Annotated in this window: 16 protein-coding genes and 2 tRNA genes; 10 read left to right on the forward strand and 8 right to left on the reverse strand. The window is 73.7% G+C overall.

The annotated features are described in order from the left end of the window. Position 1 precedes the first annotated feature (1 nt). From gyrA to AB0J00_RS07140, 7 genes are all read left to right on the forward strand, one after another. On the forward strand, positions 2 to 2470 hold the full coding sequence (gyrA, locus tag AB0J00_RS07110; protein ID WP_357742234.1) for a DNA gyrase subunit A: 2469 nt from the start codon (positions 2 to 4) through the stop codon (positions 2468 to 2470). Positions 2471 to 2673: 203 nt separating this feature from the next. After that, positions 2674 to 3489, forward strand: a complete 816-nt coding sequence (locus tag AB0J00_RS07115; RefSeq protein ID WP_357742237.1) for a DUF3566 domain-containing protein — start codon at positions 2674 to 2676, stop codon at positions 3487 to 3489. A gap of 64 nt (positions 3490 to 3553) precedes the next feature. Then, a tRNA-Ile gene (locus AB0J00_RS07120) sits at positions 3554 to 3627 on the forward strand. A 114-nt stretch (positions 3628 to 3741) separates the two neighbouring features. Beyond that, positions 3742 to 3882: a DLW-39 family protein gene (locus AB0J00_RS07125; RefSeq protein WP_357742240.1), complete on the forward strand. Its 141-nt coding sequence runs from the start codon at positions 3742 to 3744 to the stop codon at positions 3880 to 3882. A gap of 29 nt (positions 3883 to 3911) precedes the next feature. Further along, positions 3912 to 3984, forward strand: a tRNA-Ala gene (locus tag AB0J00_RS07130). Positions 3985 to 4063: 79 nt separating this feature from the next. Beyond that, a complete protein-coding gene (locus tag AB0J00_RS07135) occupies positions 4064 to 4600 on the forward strand; it encodes a peptidylprolyl isomerase (RefSeq protein ID WP_357742243.1) in 537 nt (178 codons plus the stop codon). Positions 4601 to 4731: 131 nt separating this feature from the next. After that, positions 4732 to 5475 carry a rhomboid family intramembrane serine protease gene (locus tag AB0J00_RS07140; protein WP_357742246.1) on the forward strand — a complete coding sequence of 248 codons (744 nt, stop codon included), beginning with the start codon at positions 4732 to 4734 and terminating at the stop codon, positions 5473 to 5475. On the opposite strand, the gene AB0J00_RS07145 is transcribed toward AB0J00_RS07140, so the two are convergent. After that, a complete protein-coding gene (locus AB0J00_RS07145) occupies positions 5460 to 5876 on the reverse strand; it encodes a PH domain-containing protein (protein WP_357742248.1) in 417 nt (138 codons plus the stop codon). The genes AB0J00_RS07140 and AB0J00_RS07145 overlap by 16 nt on opposite strands. 98 nt (positions 5877 to 5974) lie before the next feature. Between AB0J00_RS07145 and AB0J00_RS07150 the strand changes: the two genes are divergently transcribed. After that, positions 5975 to 7135, forward strand: coding sequence for a thiolase family protein (locus AB0J00_RS07150; protein WP_357742251.1), 1161 nt, complete (start codon positions 5975 to 5977; stop codon positions 7133 to 7135). Positions 7136 to 7608: 473 nt separating this feature from the next. On the opposite strand, the gene crgA is transcribed toward AB0J00_RS07150, so the two are convergent. Beyond that, positions 7609 to 7881: a cell division protein CrgA gene (gene crgA / locus AB0J00_RS07155; protein ID WP_357742254.1), complete on the reverse strand. Its 273-nt coding sequence runs from the start codon at positions 7879 to 7881 to the stop codon at positions 7609 to 7611. A gap of 150 nt (positions 7882 to 8031) precedes the next feature. On the opposite strand from crgA, the gene AB0J00_RS07160 reads away from it, so the two are divergent. Continuing rightward, on the forward strand, positions 8032 to 8793 hold the full coding sequence (locus tag AB0J00_RS07160; RefSeq protein ID WP_357742257.1) for a DUF881 domain-containing protein: 762 nt from the start codon (positions 8032 to 8034) through the stop codon (positions 8791 to 8793). 47 nt (positions 8794 to 8840) lie between these two features. Continuing rightward, a complete protein-coding gene (locus tag AB0J00_RS07165; protein ID WP_357742259.1) occupies positions 8841 to 9512 on the forward strand; it encodes an aminodeoxychorismate/anthranilate synthase component II in 672 nt (223 codons plus the stop codon). A gap of 75 nt (positions 9513 to 9587) precedes the next feature. Here AB0J00_RS07165 and pknB read toward each other — a convergent pair whose 3' ends face one another. The 6 genes from pknB to AB0J00_RS07195 all read right to left on the reverse strand — a co-directional run bounded on the left by pknB (position 9588) and on the right by AB0J00_RS07195 (position 18266). Beyond that, on the reverse strand, positions 9588 to 11456 hold the full coding sequence (gene pknB / locus AB0J00_RS07170; RefSeq protein WP_357742261.1) for a Stk1 family PASTA domain-containing Ser/Thr kinase: 1869 nt from the start codon (positions 11454 to 11456) through the stop codon (positions 9588 to 9590). A 142-nt stretch (positions 11457 to 11598) separates the two neighbouring features. Further along, complete coding sequence (locus tag AB0J00_RS07175; protein ID WP_357742264.1) at positions 11599 to 13470, reverse strand: protein kinase; 1872 nt, start codon at positions 13468 to 13470, stop codon at positions 11599 to 11601. Further along, complete coding sequence (locus AB0J00_RS07180) at positions 13470 to 14921, reverse strand: penicillin-binding protein 2 (protein WP_357742267.1); 1452 nt, start codon at positions 14919 to 14921, stop codon at positions 13470 to 13472. Before AB0J00_RS07180 ends, AB0J00_RS07175 begins: the two co-directional genes overlap by 1 nt. Further along, positions 14918 to 16333: an FtsW/RodA/SpoVE family cell cycle protein gene (locus AB0J00_RS07185; RefSeq protein ID WP_357742270.1), complete on the reverse strand. Its 1416-nt coding sequence runs from the start codon at positions 16331 to 16333 to the stop codon at positions 14918 to 14920. Before AB0J00_RS07185 ends, AB0J00_RS07180 begins: the two co-directional genes overlap by 4 nt. Beyond that, complete coding sequence (locus tag AB0J00_RS07190; protein WP_357742273.1) at positions 16333 to 17802, reverse strand: protein phosphatase 2C domain-containing protein; 1470 nt, start codon at positions 17800 to 17802, stop codon at positions 16333 to 16335. The genes AB0J00_RS07185 and AB0J00_RS07190 overlap by 1 nt, the downstream gene beginning before the upstream one ends. Further along, complete coding sequence (locus tag AB0J00_RS07195) at positions 17799 to 18266, reverse strand: FHA domain-containing protein (RefSeq protein WP_357742275.1); 468 nt, start codon at positions 18264 to 18266, stop codon at positions 17799 to 17801. Before AB0J00_RS07195 ends, AB0J00_RS07190 begins: the two co-directional genes overlap by 4 nt. Position 18267: the final 1 nt, after the last annotated feature.

The raw sequence follows: 18267 nt of genomic DNA on the forward strand, positions 1-18267 counted from the left end.
AGTGACGGAAACACCGAGCCGCGACCGGATCGAACCGGTCGACCTCCAGCAGGAGATGCAGCGCAGCTACATCGACTACGCGATGTCGGTCATCGTCGGCCGTGCGCTGCCCGAGGTGCGCGACGGGCTCAAGCCCGTGCACCGCCGCGTCCTGTACGCGATGTACGACCAGGGCTTCCGCCCCGACCGGCCCACCGTGAAGTGCGCCCGCGTCGTCGGCGAGGTCATGGGCAACTACCACCCGCACGGCGACTCGGCGATCTACGACGCCCTCGTGCGGCTGGCCCAGCCCTGGTCGATGCGCTACCCGCTGATCGACGGGCAGGGCAACTTCGGCTCCCCGGGCAACGACCCGGCCGCGGCCATGCGGTACACCGAGGCCCGGCTGACACCTCTGGCCATGGAGATGCTGGCCGACATCGACGAGGAGACCGTCGACTTCCAGGCCAACTACGACGGCACCAAGCAGGAGCCGCTGGTCCTCCCGGGCCGCATCCCCAACCTGCTGGTCAACGGCTCGGCCGGCATCGCCGTCGGCATGGCCACCAACATGCCGCCGCACAACCTGCGCGAGGTCGCCGACGCGGTGTTCTGGGTGCTCGACCACCCGGAGGCCGAGGCCGAGGAGACCCTCACCGCGTGCATGGAGCGGATCAAGGGCCCGGACTTCCCGACCCACGGCCTCATCGTCGGCCGCGAGGGCGTCGAGGACGCGTACCGCACCGGCCGCGGCTCGGTGCGCATGCGCGCCGTCGTCACGGTCGAGGAGGACTCCCGCGGCCGGGTGCAGCTGGTCGTCACCGAGCTGCCCTACCAGGTCAACCCGGACAACCTGGCCGAGTCGATCGCCGAGGCGGTCAAGGAGGGCCGGCTCCAGGGGATCAGCGAGATCGCCGACGAGTCCAGCGACCGGGTCGGCCGCCGGCTGGTCATCACGCTGCGCCGCGACGCCGTCGCCAAGGTCGTGCTGAACAACCTCTACAAGCACACCCAGCTGCAGACGACGTTCGGCTGCAACATGCTGTCGATCGTCGACGGCGTGCCGCGCACCCTGCGGCTGGACGAGCTGGTCCGGCTGTGGGTGAACCACCAGATCGAGGTCATCGTCCGGCGCACCCGCTACCGGCTGCGCAAGGCCGAGGAGCGCGCGCACATCCTGCGCGGTTACGCCAAGGCCCTCGACCAGCTCGACGCGGTCATCACGCTCATCCGCAACAGCGAGTCCGCGGAGGCCGCGCGCTCGGGCCTGATGGAGCTGCTGGACGTCGACGAGATCCAGGCGGTCTCGATCCTCGACCTGCAGCTGCGCCGGCTGGCCGCGCTGGAGCGGCAGCGGATCCTCGACGAGCTGGCCGAGATCGAGGCCCGCATCGCCGACCTGCAGGCGATCCTGGACTCCCCGGAGCGGCAGCGGCAGATCGTCCGCGACGAGCTCGCCGAGATCGTCGAGAAGTACGGCGACGACCGGCGCACCCAGTTCGTGGCCAACGACGGTGACGTCTCGATGGAGGACCTCATCGCCGAGGAGCAGGTGGTCGTCACGATCACCCGCACCGGCTACGCCAAGCGCACCAAGGCCGACCTCTACCGGTCGCAGCGCCGCGGCGGCAAGGGCGTCATGGGCGCCCAGCTCAAGCAGGACGACCTGGTCGAGCACTTCTTCGTGGGCTCCACCCACGACTGGATCCTGTTCTTCACGAACAAGGGGCGGGTCTACCGGGCCAAGGCGTACGAGCTGCCGGAGGCGGCCCGCACCGCCCGCGGCGCGCACGTGGCGAACATCCTCGCGTTCCAGCCGGACGAGAAGATCGCCCAGGTCGTGCAGATCAAGGACTACACGGTCGCGCCGTACCTGGTGCTGGCCACCGCCCGCGGCCAGGTGAAGAAGACCCGGCTCACCGACTTCGACTCCCCGCGCACCGGTGGCGTCATCGCGGTCAACCTGCGCGAGGGCGACGAGCTGGTGGGCGCGGCGCTGATCAGCCCGGACCAGAACCTGCTGCTGGTCACCCGCAAGGCGATGTCGATCTGCTTCAAGGCCACCGACGACCAGCTGCGGCCGATGGGCCGGGCCACCGAGGGCGTGCGGGGCATCTCGCTGTCGGAGGACGACCGGCTGCTGTCGATGATCGTCGTCTCCGAGGGGGTCGACGTGCTGGTGGCCACCGAGGGCGGTTACGCCAAGCGCACCGGCATCGAGCACTACCCGGAGCAGGGTCGCGGCGGCAAGGGCGTGCTCACCGCCGACCCGAAGGCCCGCAAGGGTGCGCTGGTCGGGGCGCTCGCGGTGGTGCTCGGCGACGAGCTCTACGCGATCACCTCCGGCGGCGGCGTGATCCGCACCCCCGTGAACGGCGTGCGGCACACCCGCGACCGGGCCACCATGGGCGTCAAGCTCATGAACTTGCCCGACGACGTGTCCATCGTGGCTATCGCGCGTACGACGGACAACGAGGAACCCGACGCCTAGGGTGGTCGAGATGCCCCGGACCCGGTGGAGCCCTCACGCTGAGGGCTCCACCGGGTGTGGCGGGTAGGTCCACACGCACCACAGACGCGGCGGGAGCCGCTGGCTGACGGGAGACAGGCATGAGCGACCGGGCGCGCAGTTCGGTGCGGACCGGGCCGCGTTCGGGCGGCACCGGCACCGACGCGAGGCCGGACGGCGCCCCCGTGGCCGCTGACCCGGCTCCCGGCGGCGATCAGGCCGGCGCTCCGGCACCGGCCGGCCAGGCACCGGGTGCCCCGTCGTCGGGTGCCCGGTCGTCGGCCGCCCCGGCGACCGGTGCGTCCCCCGCGTTCGACGACGCACCGGCGGCGAAGGCGCCCGCGCAGGCCGCCGCCGGCGCCCCGGCGAGCACCACCCCCGCCAGCAGTGCCCCGGCGACCGGCGCCTCCGCGGCCCGCACCGCCGGTGACACGGCGACCGTGCACCCGGGCACCCCGCTGGTGCCCGGTGCTGCTCCGGCGGGCCCCCGGGGCCCGGCTGCCCGCCCGGCCGACCGGCCCGCGGCCGACGCGACCCAGGCGGTCACCCTGCCGCCGGCCGGCGCCCGCCCGCCCGGCGGGCAGTCCGCGCCCGAGGGCGGGCGCGGCCGCTCGGTCGGTGGCGCGGCGCGCGGCGCGGCGAGCCGGGGCCCCCGCCGCGCCCGGCTGCAGCTGCGGCACGTCGACATCTGGTCGGCGTTCAAGATCTCGCTGGTCGTCTCGTTCGCGCTGTTCTTCGTGTGGATGATCGCGATCGGCATCCTGTACTTCGTGCTCGGCAAGTTCGGCGTCTTCGACACCATCAACGACCTGGTCGGCCAGGTGTCGGGCGACGACAAGGGCGACGTCGTCCACGTGGGCGTCGTCCTCGGTGGTGCGGCCCTGATCGGTCTGGTCAACGTGGTGCTGCTGACCGCGCTGAGCACGATCGCCACCTACGTCTACAACCTGTTCGCCGACCTGGTCGGCGGGCTGGAGGTCACCCTCGCCGAGCGCGAGTGACCCGGCGGGGGGACCCCCCGTCGATCCGCCGTGGAGGCGCCGGGTAAGCTCTTCCACGGCTCACGGGCCTGTAGCTCAGGCGGTTAGAGCGCATCCCTGATAAGGATGAGGCCGGAGGTTCAAGTCCTCCCAGGCCCACCCGTGAACACCCGCCGGTCCTCCGGCACCGGTCACCGCCGCGGCAGCGCCCGCGGTGGTGACCCGCACGATCGCAACGACCCGGTCGAAGGCAGAGCCCGAGGAGGACGCAGCGTGCTGAAGAAGCTGGCCGTGGCAGCACTCGCCGCCGGCGCCGTGCTGGCCGTGCGCAAGCGGTCCGCCGCGAAGGGCGACGCCGGCCTGTGGGCCGAGGCGACCAGCGGCCCCGGGGCCGTCAGCACCCCCCGCTCCTGAAACCCCCGGCGCGCCCGTCGCGCCGGCCCGGGGACGTAGCTCAATTGGCAGAGCACCGCCTTTGCAAGGCGGGGGTTAGGGGTTCGATTCCCCTCGTCTCCACTCCTTCCGGCAGCGCCGGCGCCCGGCCGGCCCGGGGTGGGCAGGAAGGCCGGCCCGGACCAGTGGGAGAGTGGTGGTCGTGACTGAGCAGACCTCCCCCGCCCGGCGTGCCGTGCTGCACACCAACCACGGCGACATCACGATCGACCTGTTCCCCGACCACGCCCCGAAGACGGTCGCGAACTTCGCCGACCTCGCCGAGGGCCGCCGGGAGTGGACGCACCCGCGCACCCGCGAGACGACCACCGACAAGCTGTACGACGGCACGGTGTTCCACCGCATCATCGACGGCTTCATGATCCAGGGCGGCGACCCGCTGGGTCAGGGCATCGGCGGCCCCGGCTACCAGTTCGGCGACGAGATCCACCCCGACCTGCAGTTCAGCAAGCCCTACCTGCTGGCCATGGCCAACGCCGGCCCCGGCACGAACGGCTCGCAGTTCTTCATCACCGTCGCGGCCACCCCGTGGCTGAACGGCAAGCACACCATCTTCGGCGAGGTCGCCGACGACGCCAGCCGCAAGGTCGTCGACGCCCTGGGCAAGGTGCCGACCGCCCGCGGCGACCGCCCGGTCGACGACGTCGTCCTCGAGTCCGTCGAGATCGAGCGCCGCTGAGCACGCCCGAGGTCGGGGGCGCCGGCGCGGGAGACCCGCAGCCGGCGCCCCCGGCGACCTGCTACCGCCACCCCGACCGGCCGACCGGGGTGCGCTGCAGCCGGTGCGGCCGGCCGATCTGCCCGGAGTGCATGCGCCCGGCCGCGGTCGGCTTCCAGTGCCCGGACGACGTCCGGGCCGGCAACGAGGGCGTCCGCCGGCCCCGCAGGACGACGGGTCTGCGGCTGGCCGGCCAGCGCTGGGGCACCGTCACCCTGTCGCTCATCGCCGTCAACGTGGCGATGTTCGTGCTCACCGCGGCGCAGGCCGGCGTCCAGGGCTCCTCGCCGCTGGACAACTACGCCTCCGGGATCTTCCAGGACCTCCAGCAGGTCCCGTTCTTCGTCGACGTCCTCGGCGACTGGTGGCGGCCGCTGACCGCGGCCTTCCTGCACTACGGCCCGGTGCACCTGCTGCTCAACATGCTCTCGCTGCTGGTGTTCGGTTCCCAGCTCGAGCAGATCCTCGGCCGGGTCCGGTTCCTGACCGTCTACCTGGTCGGGGTGCTGGGCGGCGCGGCGGCGATCCAGCTGTTCGGCGCCCCGTTCGGCGCGGTCGCGGGTGCCTCCACCGCGATCTACGGGCTGATGGGCGCCTTCGCGGTCGTGCTGGTGCACCAGAAGCAGGACCTGCGCGGCATCCTCACGCTGCTGGGCATCAACGTGGTGATCAGCTTCCTGCCCGGGGTGTCGCTCATCGGGCACCTCGGCGGCCTGGTCGGCGGCGCGGCGGCCGCGGCGGTGCTCATCGCCGGGCGGCGCTCGGTGCCCGTCGCAGCGGCGGGGACCGCGGTGCTGGCCGCCGTCCTGCTGGTGCTCGTCTACGCGGTGGGCTGACCGCCGGCGGCGGCGTCGGCCGTCAGCCGGCGGGCCACCGCCTCCGGGTCGGCGCCCAGGTCGCGCCGGCCGAGCACCAGCAGCACCGCGTCGTCGGCCCGGTCCCCCAGCTCGAGCGTGCGCGCGACGAGGCCCCACCGGCGGGAGGTGCGCACCCGCACCTGCAGCAGCGGCCAGGCGATGGACGTCGACCCGCCCAGCGTCCGCACGGTGACCCCGCCGGGGCCGGTGGCCAGCCGGGGGCGGAGGACGGCGTCCCGGGCGGCCAGCGCGAGCACCAGCAGCGCCGCCGCGCCGACCAGCACCTTGCCGACCTCGTCGACGAGCAGGGTGGCCAGCGCCAGGGCCAGGCCGATGACGGCGAACGCGACCGTCTCACCGGTGCGGGGTGACCACTGCACCCGCCCAGCTTCCCAGGCCCGCACCCCGGGGCGGGCTGGACCGGCTGCCTAGCATCGGGGGAACCGACGCGGCAGGGTCGCCGAGCGAGGAGTGGGTCATGCGTGATGCCGTCATCTGTGCCGCCGTCCGGACACCGGTGGGCAAGCGGAAGGGCGGGCTGGCCGGGGTGCACCCGGCCGACCTCTCCGCCACCGTGCTGACCGCGCTGGTCGAGCGCACCGGGCTGGACCCCGCGCTGGTCGACGACGTCGTCTGGGGCTGCGTGAGCCAGATCGGCGAGCAGACCAGCAACATCGGCCGGGCCGCGGTGCTGGCCGCCGGCTGGCCGGAGTCGGTGCCCGGCACCACCATCGACCGGCAGTGCGGCTCCTCGCAGCAGGCGGTGGCCTTCGCCGCTGCCGCGGTGGTCAGCGGGCAGGCCGACGTCGTGGTCGCCGGCGGGGTTGAGTCGATGACCCGGGTGCCGATGGGGTCCTCGGCCGGCGACGGCTCGACCGGCGAGCCGCTCGGCCCGGCGTTCCTGGCCCGCTACGGCGGCGTCGCGCCCCACCAGGGCACCGGCGCGGAGATGATCGCCGACCGGTGGCGCTTCTCCCGCACCCAGCTCGACGAGTTCGCGCTGCGCTCGCACGAGCGGGCCGGCAAGGCGCAGGCCGACGGCGCCTTCGACGCCCAGCTGGTGCCGGTGACCACCCCGGACGGCGCGGTCGTGACCGCCGACGAGGGGATCCGCAGCGGCGGCACGCTGGAGAAGCTCGCCACCCTGCCCACGCCCTTCCGGGCCGACGGCGTGGTCAGCGCCGGCAACGCCAGCCAGATCTCCGACGGCGCGGCCGCGCTGCTGGTGACCACGTCGGAGCGGGCCCGGGAGCTGGGGCTGACCCCGATCGTCCGGGTGCACACCACCGTCGTCAGCGGCGACGACCCGGTCGTGATGCTCACCGCGCCGATCCCGGCCACCCGCAAGCTGCTGGACCGGGCGGGGGTCGCGCTCGCCGACATCGGCGCGTTCGAGGTCAACGAGGCCTTCGCCTCCGTGCCGCTGGCCTGGCTGGCCGAGACCAGCGCCGACCCGGAGCGGCTGAACCCGCTGGGCGGGGCGATCGCCCTGGGGCACCCGCTCGGCGCCTCGGGCGCCCGGATCATGACGACGCTGGTGCACCACATGCAGGCCAGCGGCACCCGGTACGGGCTGCAGACGATGTGCGAGGGCGGCGGCATGGCCAACGCCACGCTGCTGGAGCTCGTCCAGGACTGAGCGCGGACCGGTCCGTCCACAGCCCCCGGGTGCGGTGCACCCGGGGGCTGTCGCGTGCTCGGAACCGGAGGGTTGGGGACAACCGCGGGCGGGTAGTCATCGTCGCTGGTCAGCGCGGCGTGTCACGTCCGGTGGCCGGTCGGTGACGGTGCGGCATGTCGACAGGGCGACTAGTTGTCCCCAGTTGTGTGCACAGCTGGGGACGGACTTGCACCGGTGTAGTTACCCATGTGACGTTCCCGTCCCACTCGTCACACCGACGAGGAAACCGCAGGTCAGACAGGTGCAGCCGCTGTCCGGGAACCCACATCCCGTGGACAACTCTGAGGACGGCGACAAGTCGATCATGTGGACAGCCACCGTGCCCTGTGCACAAGTCCACAGCCGCCCACCGGGACGACGAAGGCCCCTGTCCCGGGCGGGGACAGGGGCCTTCGGGCGCCTGCGAGCGGTGCCGGGTGGCGTGGTGCCGGTCAGCGCCAGCGCATCGACATGACCAGCCCGGCGACCATCGCGCCGAAGCCGATGGCGAAGTTCCAGGGCCCCAGCGAGTCGAAGAAGCCGATCCGGTCACCGGCCACGTAGTAGACGACGATCCAGGCCAGGCCCAGGACCATCAGCGCCACCATGAGCACCGCGTACCAGCGGGGGCTCGGCTCGGCCGCGCGCGCCCGGGCGGCCCGGGACGGCAGCACGCCCTCCGGGGGCGTGTAGACCGACTTCTTGCGGACCTTCGACTTGGGCACGTGCGGTCTCCCTCCCGGGCCGGCGGCCTGGTGCCCCCGGCGTGGTGTCCGACCAGCCTAAGCTCCGAGGACGGCGTGACCGGTCCGGCCGCGCCCGACGCCCTCCCCCGAGGGGGTGGGCAGGCACCCCGGTCGACCCCAGGAGGTGGCGTGCCCCGCTCCCGCCCGTCCCTGCGCGGCCGGTTCTCCCGGCCGTCGCTGTGGGTCGCCCTGGTGCCGGTCGTGGCGCTGGTCGCCGGGCTGCTGTTCGCGACGTCGGGCCGGACCGCGCAGGGCACCGACCTGCGGGCCGGGGACAACTCCCAGCTGTCGGAGGTCATCGAGCAGCGCAACCGCTCGGTCACCCGCCAGCAGCAGGAGCTCGCCCGGCTGCAGGCGGAGGCCCAGCGGCTCACCAAGCAGGCGGCCAGCCGCAACGGGGGAGTCGCCGACGCGCAGGCGCAGGGGGAGGCCGAGCAGGCCGCGGCCGGGCTGACCGAGGTCACCGGGGCCGGCCTCCAGGTCCGGCTGGACGACGCGCCGGCCAGCCCCGGGTCAGGGCTGCCCGCCGGGGCCCAGCCCGACGACCTCGTCATCCACCAGTCCGACGTCCAGGCCGTGGTGAACGCGATGTGGGCGGCCGGCGCGCAGGGCGTGGCGATCATGGGCAAGCGGCTGGTGGCCACCAGCGCCGTCCGCTGCGTCGGCAACACGTTGCTGCTGCAGGGCCGCACCTACTCCCCGCCGTTCGTGGTCACCGCGGTCGGCGACGCGTCGGCCATGCGCCAGCACCTGGGGCAGTCGCAGGACCTCACCTGGCTGCAGCAGGCGGTCGACCGGTACGGGCTGACCTACCAGGTGCAGGAGCAGCGGCACGTCACGCTGCCGCCCTACGACGGCGCCCTCGACATGCGGTGGGCCCAGGTCGGCTGAACCCGGCCGGCGTGACGCCGCGCGGGTGCGACGTGTACACCTGGGGCGTGCATCCCGCGAGCGAGCCGACGGGGCGGCCGGTGCTGGTCGTCGACAACTTCGACAGCTTCGTCTACAACCTCGTCCAGTACCTGGGCCAGCTGGGCGTGCCCAGCATCGTCCGGCGCAACGACGCGGTGACCGTCGACGAGGTCGCCGACCTGGACGTCGCCGGCGTGCTGCTCTCCCCCGGCCCCGGCACCCCCACCGACGCCGGGGTGACCGTGCCGATGGTGCGGGCCGCCGCCGACGCCGGGCTGCCGGTGCTGGGCGTGTGCCTGGGGCACCAGGCGATCGCGGAGGCGTTCGGCGCGACCGTCGTCCGGGCGCCGGAGCTGCTGCACGGCAAGACCAGCGACGTGGTGCACGACGGCCTCGGGGTCCTCGCCGGGCTGCCCTCGCCGTTCACCGCCACCCGGTACCACTCGCTCGCCGTCGACGTCGACACCGTGCCCGACGAGCTGGAGGTCACCGGGACGACGCCCTCGGGCATCGTCATGGCGCTGCGGCACCGCGAGCTGCCGATCGAGGGGGTCCAGTTCCACCCCGAGTCGGTGCTCACCGAGGGCGGTCACCAGCTGCTGGCCACCTGGCTGACCACCTGCGGGGTCGAGACCGACCCCTCGGTCGTCGAGGCCGCCGCCGCGACCACCCGCCGGCTCACCGCCGCCGTCGTCTGAGGAACGGCGAAGGGCCCCTCCCGTCCGGGAGGGGCCCTTCGTGGTCTCAGCGGGCCGCTGAGGGGGCTGGTGGGGTCAGGGCTGGCCCTGGCCGCCGTTGCCCTGGCCGCCGCCCTGCCCGTTGCCGTTGCCGCCGCCCTGGCCACCGCCGTTGTTGCCGGAGCTGGCCGTCGGGCTCGCGGGGGGCGTCGACGAGGCGCTGGGCGGGGTCGTGGACGGCGTGGGGTCGGTCGGGGTCGGCTCGGCGATCTGCAGCTGGACCTCGTCGCCGGCCGCCGCCTGGGTGCCGACGCCCGGGTCGATCCCGGCCACGTTGCCGCGCGGGACGGCGTCGTTCTCCACCGAGATCGTCGTGATGTTGCTGAAGCCGGCCTTCTGCAGGGTGTCCCGGGCCGCGGCCTCGGTCTGGCCGACGACGTCCGGGATCCCGGCGGTGCCCTGGGAGACCGACAGGGTGATCGTCTGCTCGGGCGACACCTGGCTGCCCTCCTCGGGGTCGACCGCGATGACCTGGCCCTTCGGCTTGGTCGAGGAGACGTTGTCGATCGTGATCGAGGTGAACCCGGCCGAGCGGAGGTTGCCCTGCGCCGCGGACACCTGGAGCCCGACGACCCCGGGCAGCGCGATGGTGTCCGGGCCCTGGCCGACGACCAGGGCGACAGTGCCGCCCTCGTCGACCTTCGTCCCGGGGGTGGGGTCGGTGCTGAGCACCTTGCCCTCGTCCTCGGCGTCGCTGGCCTGCGGCGTCACCCGCGAGCTGAGGCCGACCTGCTGCAGCGCCGCGGTGGCGTCCTGCTCGGTCAGCCCGACCAGGTTGGCCGGCACGGTCACCTGCGACGGCGCGGCCGCGGTGTCGTCCTTCTTCTCGCCCCCGCTGTTGAGCAGGACGATGCCGGTCACCACCACGCCGATCACCAGCAGCGCGGCGACCACCGAGAGGATGACGGTGCGGCGCTTGCGCCGGCGGGCGGCCTCGGGGTCCTCGCCGTCCCACTGGCCGTCGTCGTACCCGCCGTTGCCGTAGCCGCCGTTGCCGCCCCCGGGCACCGCGCCGATCAGCGCGGTGCGCTCGTTGTCGCTCATCACCGGGGTGGCCTCGACCCGCTCGCCGGCGATGGCCCGCAGCAGGTCCGCGCGCATGTCGGCGGCCGACTGGTAGCGGTTCGCCGGGTTCTTGCTCATCGCCTTGAGCAGGATCGCGTCCAGCGACGGCGGGATGTCGGGGTTGAGGGAGGACGGCGTCTTCGGGTCCTCGCGCACGTGCTGGTACGCCACGGCGACGGGGGAGTCGCCGGTGAACGGCGGGGTGCCGGTGACCAGCTCGTAGAGCAGGCAGCCGGCCGAGTAGACGTCGGAGCGGGCGTCGACGCCCTCGCCGCGGGCCTGCTCGGGGGACAGGTACTGGGCCGTGCCGATGACCGCCGCCGTGGAGGTCATGGTCGCCGCGGAGTCGGACACCGCGCGAGCGATGCCGAAGTCCATCACCTTGACGGTGCCCTGCGGCGTGATCATCACGTTCCCGGGCTTGACGTCCCGGTGCACGATGCCGTTGCGGTGGCTGAAGTCCAGCGCGGCGCAGATGTCGGCGGTGAGCGACATGGCGCGCACCGGGTCGAGGTGGCCCTCGCGGCGGATGACGTCGCGCAGCGTCTCGCCCTCGACGAACTCCATCACGATGTACGGGGTCGCGCCGGTGGTGGTGCGGTCCTCGCCGGTGTCGTAGACGGCGACGATCGCCGGGTGGTTCAGCGACGCGGCGGCCTGGGCCTCTCGGCGGAAGCGCACCTGGGCGGACGGGTCGCGGGCGAGGTCCTGGCGGAGCACCTTGACGGCGACCTCGCGGCCCAGGCGCATGTCCCGGCCGCGGTGCACCTCCGCCATGCCGCCACGGCCGAGCACCCCGCCGATCTCGTAGCGCTCACCGAGCACCGGGGGCGTGGTCATCGGGGGTCCTCTCGGCGGTCGTGCAGTGTCGTGGGGAGCGCCTGCCGACCCGGTTCGCCACCAGGTCGCGGCGACCCGGCGGCGAGCCTAATCGCTGCGGCGGCCCCCACCGCCGCGGCGCGGGGAGTGTGACGAAAGGGGTTCACGGGGCCGGGACGGCGACGACGTCGGCGGTCTGCGCCTTGCCCGCCGCACCCGCTGCCGCGTCCGGCGACGGCTGGTCGGCGGACGGGCTCGGCGAGGCGCTGGGGGCGTCGGAGGTCTTGGTCTCCTCCGACGGCACCGGGTCCGAGGGCTTGGGATCCGAGGGCTTGGGGTCCGAGGGCCGGGGGTCCGATGGCTTCGGGTTGGACGGCCTGGGGTTCGAGGGCTTGACGTCGCTCGGCCTGGTCCCCGTCGTGGTGCTGCTGCCCGACTGCCCGTTGCCCGGGTTGTTGCCGTTCGGAGCGCTCCCGGTCGCCCCCGAGCCGGTGCCCGGGGCGTTGGTGACGTCGTTGCCCGGGGCGCCGTCCTGGCCGGGGGCCACCGGCGCGGTGGTCTGCTCCTGCTGGTCGCTCTGGTCGGCGCCGTCGTCGGTCGTGTAGGCGCTGGCCGTGAAGTAGACGACCACCTCGCTGCCCTCGGCGACCTTCTGCTTGAACGGGTCGGTGGTGACCACGCGGCCCTTCGGCATGTCGGCGTCCAGCTGCACGAGGAGGTAGTCCGGCGCCTCCTCGGTGGTGACGACCAGCTTCTTCGCCTCGAGGTCGTCGGTCACCTCGTCCAGCGGCTTGCCGACGTAGGCCGCCGCGTCGACGAGCACGTCGCCGGCCTCGATCGAGCGGGTGCTCGAGGGCTTGGGCGGTGCCGCGCTGCCGCTGCTCCCGTCGTTCCCGCTGTTGACCAGCACGTAGACGCCGCCGGCGACCAGCAGCACGGCCAGCACGGCGGCCAGCGCTATCAGCCGGTTGCGGCGGCGGGTGCGCTGGTCGGCCGCGTCGTCGTCCCAGCCGTCGAACCCGTCGTCCCCGGGCTGGTCGCCGCCGTCGACCGGCGGGCCGGCCAGCGGGGGCAGCGGCGGGGTGGTCCGCGGGCCGGTGCGCACGCCGGTGCGCGGGGCCGTGCCGGGCCCGGTGACGGGCAGCACCGTCGTGCCCAGGCTGTCGGGGTCGACGACCGCGGTCTCGGCGGTCGACGGCACGGTGGCGCCGGCCGCGACGTCCCGGACGGCGTCGGCGAACGCCCCGCCGTCGGTGAACCGCTGCGCGGGGTTCTTGGCCAGTGCGCGCTCGATCAGCGACCGGACGGCGGGCGGCACGTCGGCGGGCAGCGGCGGCGGGGGCCGGTTGATCTGGGCCAGCGCGATCGCCACCTGCGACTCGCCGTCGAAGGGCCGCACCCCGGCCAGGCACTCGTAGCCCACGACGCCGAGGGAGTAGACGTCCGACGCCGGGGTGACGGCGAAGCCCTGCGCCTGCTCGGGGGAGAGGTACTGGGCGGTGCCCACGACCATGCCGGTGCGGGTGAGGGGCACGGCGTCGCGGGCCCGGGCGATGCCGAAGTCGGTCAGCTTCACCACGCCGTCCGGGCGCACCAGCAGGTTGCCCGGCTTGATGTCGCGGTGCACCACGCCGGCCTCGTGCGCGGCCGACAGGCCGTCGCCGGCCTGGGCGAGCACGTCGAGGGTCTGCTCGGAGGTGAGCCGGCCGAACTCCGCGAGCAGGCTGACCAGCGGCTTGCCCTCGACGTACTCCATCACCAGGTAGGCCAGCCGCTGCCCGTCGAGCTGGCTCTCGCCGTAGTCGTAGACCGAGGCGATGTTGGGGTGCGAGAGCCCCGCGGTGTGCCGGGCCTCGTTGCGGAACCGGATGAGGAAGCTGGTGTCGCCGGCGTACTCGGTGCGCAGCACCTTGAGCGCGATGATCCGGCCGAGCGTGCGGTCCCGGGCCTGCCAGACCTCGCCCATGCCGCCGGTGGCGATCGGGGCGACCACCTCGTAGCGCCCGGCGAGGACGCTGCCCACGCTGATCGGCATCAGTCGCCCTGTCCGGAGAGGTAGGCCTGCATGACCTGCTTGGCCAGCGGGGCGGACTTGTCGCCGCCGGTGCCGCCGCCCTTGATGAACACGGCGACGGCGATCTTCCTGCCGTCCTTGTCCGCGTAGCCGACGAACCAGGAGTTGTCCTTGGCGTCCGGGTCGGTCTGCGCGGTGCCGGTCTTGCCGGCCACCTTCACACCCGGGATGGCCGCCTTCTTGCCGGTGCCCCGCGGGCCGGTGACGACCGCGGTCATCATGTCGTCCAGCTGGGCGGCGACCTGCTCGCTGATCGGGTTGCCGAGCTCCTCCGGGTCGGTCTGGTCGATCGTGGTGAGGTCCGGCGCCTGGATCGACTTCACCAGGTACGGCTTCATCTGCGTGCCCTTGTTGGCCACCGTGGCGGCGATCATCGCGGCCTGCAGCGGGGTGAGCTGGACGTCGCGCTGGCCGATGGAGCTCTGCGCGAGCGCCGGCTGGTCGGGGATGTCGCCGAGGGTGCTGCCGTTCACCTCGAGCGGGATCTCCGACTTCTCGTCGTCGATGCCGAAGGCCTCGGCCATGTCGCGCACCTTGTCCTCGCCCAGCGTCACGCCGAGCTGGGCGAACGCGGTGTTGCAGGACATCTCCAGCGCCTCGAGCAGCGGCTGGTCACCGCCGCCGTTGCAGGTCTCGCCGTTGTAGTTCTGGATGCCCTTGCTGGTGCCCGGCGGGGTGTAGAGGTCGGGGGCCGGCACCGCGGTCTGCGCGGTGTAGTCGCCGGTCGACAGGGCCGCGGCGGAGACGACGACCTTGAACACCGAACCGGGCGAGTACCGGTCGTCGATCGCGTGGTTGAGCAGCTGCTGGTTGGTCAGCGACTTGCGGTACTCGCGGATCTTGGCCGGCTCGTGGCTGGACAGCTGGTTCGGGTCGAAGGTCGGCGCGCTGGCCAGGCCCAGGACGGCGCCGGTCTCGGGGTCCAGCGCCACCACGGCGCCGGTCATCCCGTCCAGCGCCAGCAGGCCGTCCATCGCCGTCTTCTGCACGTTCGGGTCGAGGGTGAGCTCGACGTTGCCGCCGGCCGGGTCGCGGCCGGTGAACAGGTCGGCGAGCCGGCGGAAGGTCAGCCGCGGGTCGCTGCCGGACAGCACGTCGTTCTCCACCTGCTCCAGCCCGGTCGTGCCGGAGACCAGCGAGTACCAGCCGGTGACCGGTGCGTAGGTGGGGCCGTCGGGGTAGGTGCGCAGGTACTTGAGCGCGCCGTCGGTGGCCTGCGAGGCGGCGATGGGGTTGCCGGCGACGGTGATCGAGCCGCGCTCCCGGTCGTACTCCTGGTACAGCTGCCGGGTGTTGCCCTCGTCCTTGCGCAGCGCGTTGGCGCGCACCACCTGGATGTAGTTGACGTTGAGGATCAGCAGGGCGAACAACACCATCGCCGCGATCGCGACCTTGCGCACCGGGGCGTTCACGGGCGCACGACCTCGGTCGGGGCGTCCACGAGCTTGGGCGGCGGGGGAGCCGCCGGGGTGGCCGGGCGGCGGGCGGCGTCGCTGATCCGGATGAGCAGCGCGATCAGCCCGAAGTTGGCCACCAGCGACGAACCGCCGTAGGCCAGGAACGGCGTGGTCAGGCCGGTCAGCGGCAGCAGGCTGGTGACGCCGCCGAGGACGACGAACACCTGCCAGGCGACCGCGAACGCCAGGCCCGCAGCCAGCAGCTTGCCGAAGGCGTCCCGGACGACGAGCGACGTCCGCAGCCCCCGCTCGACGATGACGACGTACAGCACGATCACCGCGACGAGCCCGAACAGGCCCAGCTCCTCGCCGATCGCGGCGGCGATGAAGTCGCTCTTGGCCACCGGCACCTGGTCCGGGCGGCCACCGCCGAGGCCGGCGCCGAAGATGCCGCCCGTGCCCAGGCCCAGCAGCGACTGGACCACCTGGTAGCCGCCGCCGGCCCGGTAGGCGAACGGGTCGAGCCAGGTGTCGACGCGCACCCGCACGTGGCCGAACACCTGGTAGGCGATGAACGCGCCGCCGGCGAACAGCACGACGCCGATGACCAGCCAGCTGGCGCGCTCGGTGGCGACGTAGAGCATCACCACGAAGATGCCGAACAGCAGCAGCGAGCTGCCCAGGTCGCGCTCGAACACCAGCACCAGGATCGACGCCACCCAGGCCAGCAGCACCGGGCCGAGGTCGCGGCCGCGCGGCAGCTCGAGCCCGGCGACCTTGCGGCTGGCCAGCGCCAGCACGTCCCGCTTGTCGACCAGGTAGGCGGCGAAGAAGACGACGAGGCAGATCTTGGCGAACTCACCGGGCTGGATGGAGAACCCGGCGACCCGGATCCACAGCTTCGCGCCGTTGATCGTCGAGTTCGGCAGCACCGCCGGGATGGCCAGCAGCACCAGGCCGACCAGCGCCAGGGTGTAGGCGAACCGGGCCAGCATCCGGTGGTCCTTCACCACGACCAGCACCGCGATGAACAGCACCAGGCCGACGGTCGCCCACAGCAGCTGCACGGGCGCGTCGGTGCCGGTGTCCTGCCCGCCGGGCTGCTCACCGGCGAGGTCCAGCCGGTGGATCATGACCAGCCCGAGCCCGACCAGGACGGCGACGCACGGCAGCAGCAGCGGGTCGGCGTAGGGCGCCCACTTGCGCACGACCAGGTGCGCGACCGCCCACAGCGCGCTGAACCAGATGCCGAACTCCGCGAGCGTCGGGCTCAGCGAGCCGGTCACGGTGATGTCGACGATGCACTGCGCGGCCAGCGTGATGACCACCGCGAAGCCGAGCAGCGCCAGTTCGGTGCCCCGCCGGGTGGGCTGCCCGGCAGGGGGCGCGGCGGGGGTGGCGCGGGGGTCGGTCCCGGGGTCGGCCACTAGTCGGCCTCCCGGCAGTCCTTCCCCGGCACCTGGGTGCGGGTGGACTCGGGTGTGTCGTCGGTGGGGAGCGCGTCGCTCGGGACCGCGGCGGTGGGCAGCGCGTCGGTGGGGACGGCGGCGGTCGGGGTGGCCGCGGGGTCGCCCGGGGGCAGCGCGCTGTCGCCGGGCAGCGCGGGCGAGGTCGCCGCGGCGTCGCCGGGGGCCGCCGAGGTGGGAGCCGGGCTGGAGCTGGAGACCGCGGAGGTGGTCGGGCACAGCGGCAGCTGCTGGCTGCGCAGGTTGCCCAGGATCCGGTCGGTGTCGGGCTCGTCGGCGGCGGTGATGCCGGAGTCGACCCGGCTGCGGGCCGCCTGGGTGAGGTCGCCGGTCGACAGGGCGGTGGCGTGGTCCAGCCGGTAGAGGTCCAGCCCGATGAACGAGGCGTTGAGGCCCTGGAACACCGCGACCCGCTCGCCGTCCGCGGTCGCCTCGGTGCCGACGAACCAGTGCCCCATCACGAAGGCGTAGCCGCCGACCGAGGCCGCGGCCAGCACCACGAGGACGGCGAGCGCGATCAGCCCGTTGCGCAGCGGCCGGCGGCGGCGCACCGGCGGGGTGGCGGTGGCGGTCACCGGGGTCGACGGCGCGGCGGCGGCCGCGGCGTCGGCGAGCGCGGCCCGCCCGGCCGCGGACCGGGGGTCGACCTCGCGCTGCCCGACGTTGTCGCCGGCCGCGCCGTCGACCACCGGCTCCATCGTGCCGCCGCGCCCGTCGTCCTCGACGACGTCGGCGACGATGCAGGTGATGTTGTCCGGGCCGCCGCTGCGCAGCGCCAGCTCGATCAGCCGGTCGGCGGTGGCCTGCGGGTCGGGGTCGCGCAGCGCCTCGGCCATCGTCTCGAAGCTGACCACCCCGGACAGGCCGTCGGAGCACAGCAGGTACCGGTCACCGGCCCGCGCCTCGCGCATCGACAGGTCCGGTTCGACGTCCTGGCCGTTGAGGGCCCGCAGCAGCAGCGACCGCTGGGGGTGGCTGTTGGCCTCCTCCTCGGTGATCCGGCCGTCGTCGATCAGCGTCTGCACGAACGTGTCGTCGTGGGTGATCTGCGCCAGCTGGCCGTCGCGCATCAGGTAGGCGCGCGAGTCGCCGACGTGGCACAGGCCCAGCCGGCCGCCGGCGAACAGCACCGCGGTCAGCGTCGTCCCCATGCCCTCCAGCTGGGGGGCCTCGCGGATCACCTCGCGCAGGTGCTCGCTGCCGTCGAACACGGCCTGCCGCAGCGCCTGCAGCAGGTCACCGGACGGCGCGTCGTCGTCCAGGTGCTCCAGGGCGGCGATGACCACCTTGCTGGCGACGTCGCCGGCCGCGTGGCCGCCCATGCCGTCGGCGACGGCGAGCAGCCGGGGGCCGGCGTAGACGGAGTCCTGGTTGGAACCCCGGATCAGGCCGCGGTCGGAGCGCGCGGCGTAGCGCAGGACGAGAGTCATGAACGGAGCTCCAGCACGGTCTGCCCGATCCGGATCGGCTGGCCGGGGGAGACCAGCAGCGGGCCCTGCACGCGCTGTTGGTCGAGGTAGGTGCCGTTGGTCGAACCCAGGTCCTCGACGTACCACTGGCCGCTCCGGTTGGTGAGCCGGGCGTGCCGCGAGCTGGCGAAGTCGTCGGTGAGCACGAGGGTGGAGTCGTCGGCGCGGCCGATCAGGATGGCCTGCTCGCCGAGGGTGATGCGGGTGCCGGTGAGCGGACCGGCGGTGACCACGAGGTGGCGGGGACCCTTGCTGCCGCGCTTGCGCGCGCCGGCGACCGCGGCCCGCGGCGGCACCGAGGCCACCCGGCCGGGGCGGCCCCCGAACAGGTCGGCCCGCACCACCCGGAACGCGGCGAAGATGAACAGCCACAGCAGCGCGAGGAAGCCGAACCGGAACACCTGGAGCACGATCTCGGCGGTCATC

This window comes from Modestobacter sp. NPDC049651 (assembly GCF_040659695.1).
Lineage (GTDB): Bacteria > Actinomycetota > Actinomycetes > Mycobacteriales > Geodermatophilaceae > Modestobacter.

Coding starts and splice junctions, on each gene's coding strand:
- AB0J00_RS07190 (WP_357742273.1), bottom strand. CDS start 17,802: ATGACTCTCGTCCTGCGCTACGCCGCGCGCTCCGACCGCGGCCTGATC.
- AB0J00_RS07195 (WP_357742275.1), bottom strand. CDS start 18,266: ATGACCGCCGAGATCGTGCTCCAGGTGTTCCGGTTCGGCTTCCTCGCG.
- AB0J00_RS07175 (WP_357742264.1), bottom strand. CDS start 13,470: ATGCCGATCAGCGTGGGCAGCGTCCTCGCCGGGCGCTACGAGGTGGTC.
- AB0J00_RS07140 (WP_357742246.1), top strand. CDS start 4,732: ATGCGCCCGGCCGCGGTCGGCTTCCAGTGCCCGGACGACGTCCGGGCC.
- pknB (WP_357742261.1), bottom strand. CDS start 11,456: ATGACCACGCCCCCGGTGCTCGGTGAGCGCTACGAGATCGGCGGGGTG.
- AB0J00_RS07150 (WP_357742251.1), top strand. CDS start 5,975: ATGCGTGATGCCGTCATCTGTGCCGCCGTCCGGACACCGGTGGGCAAG.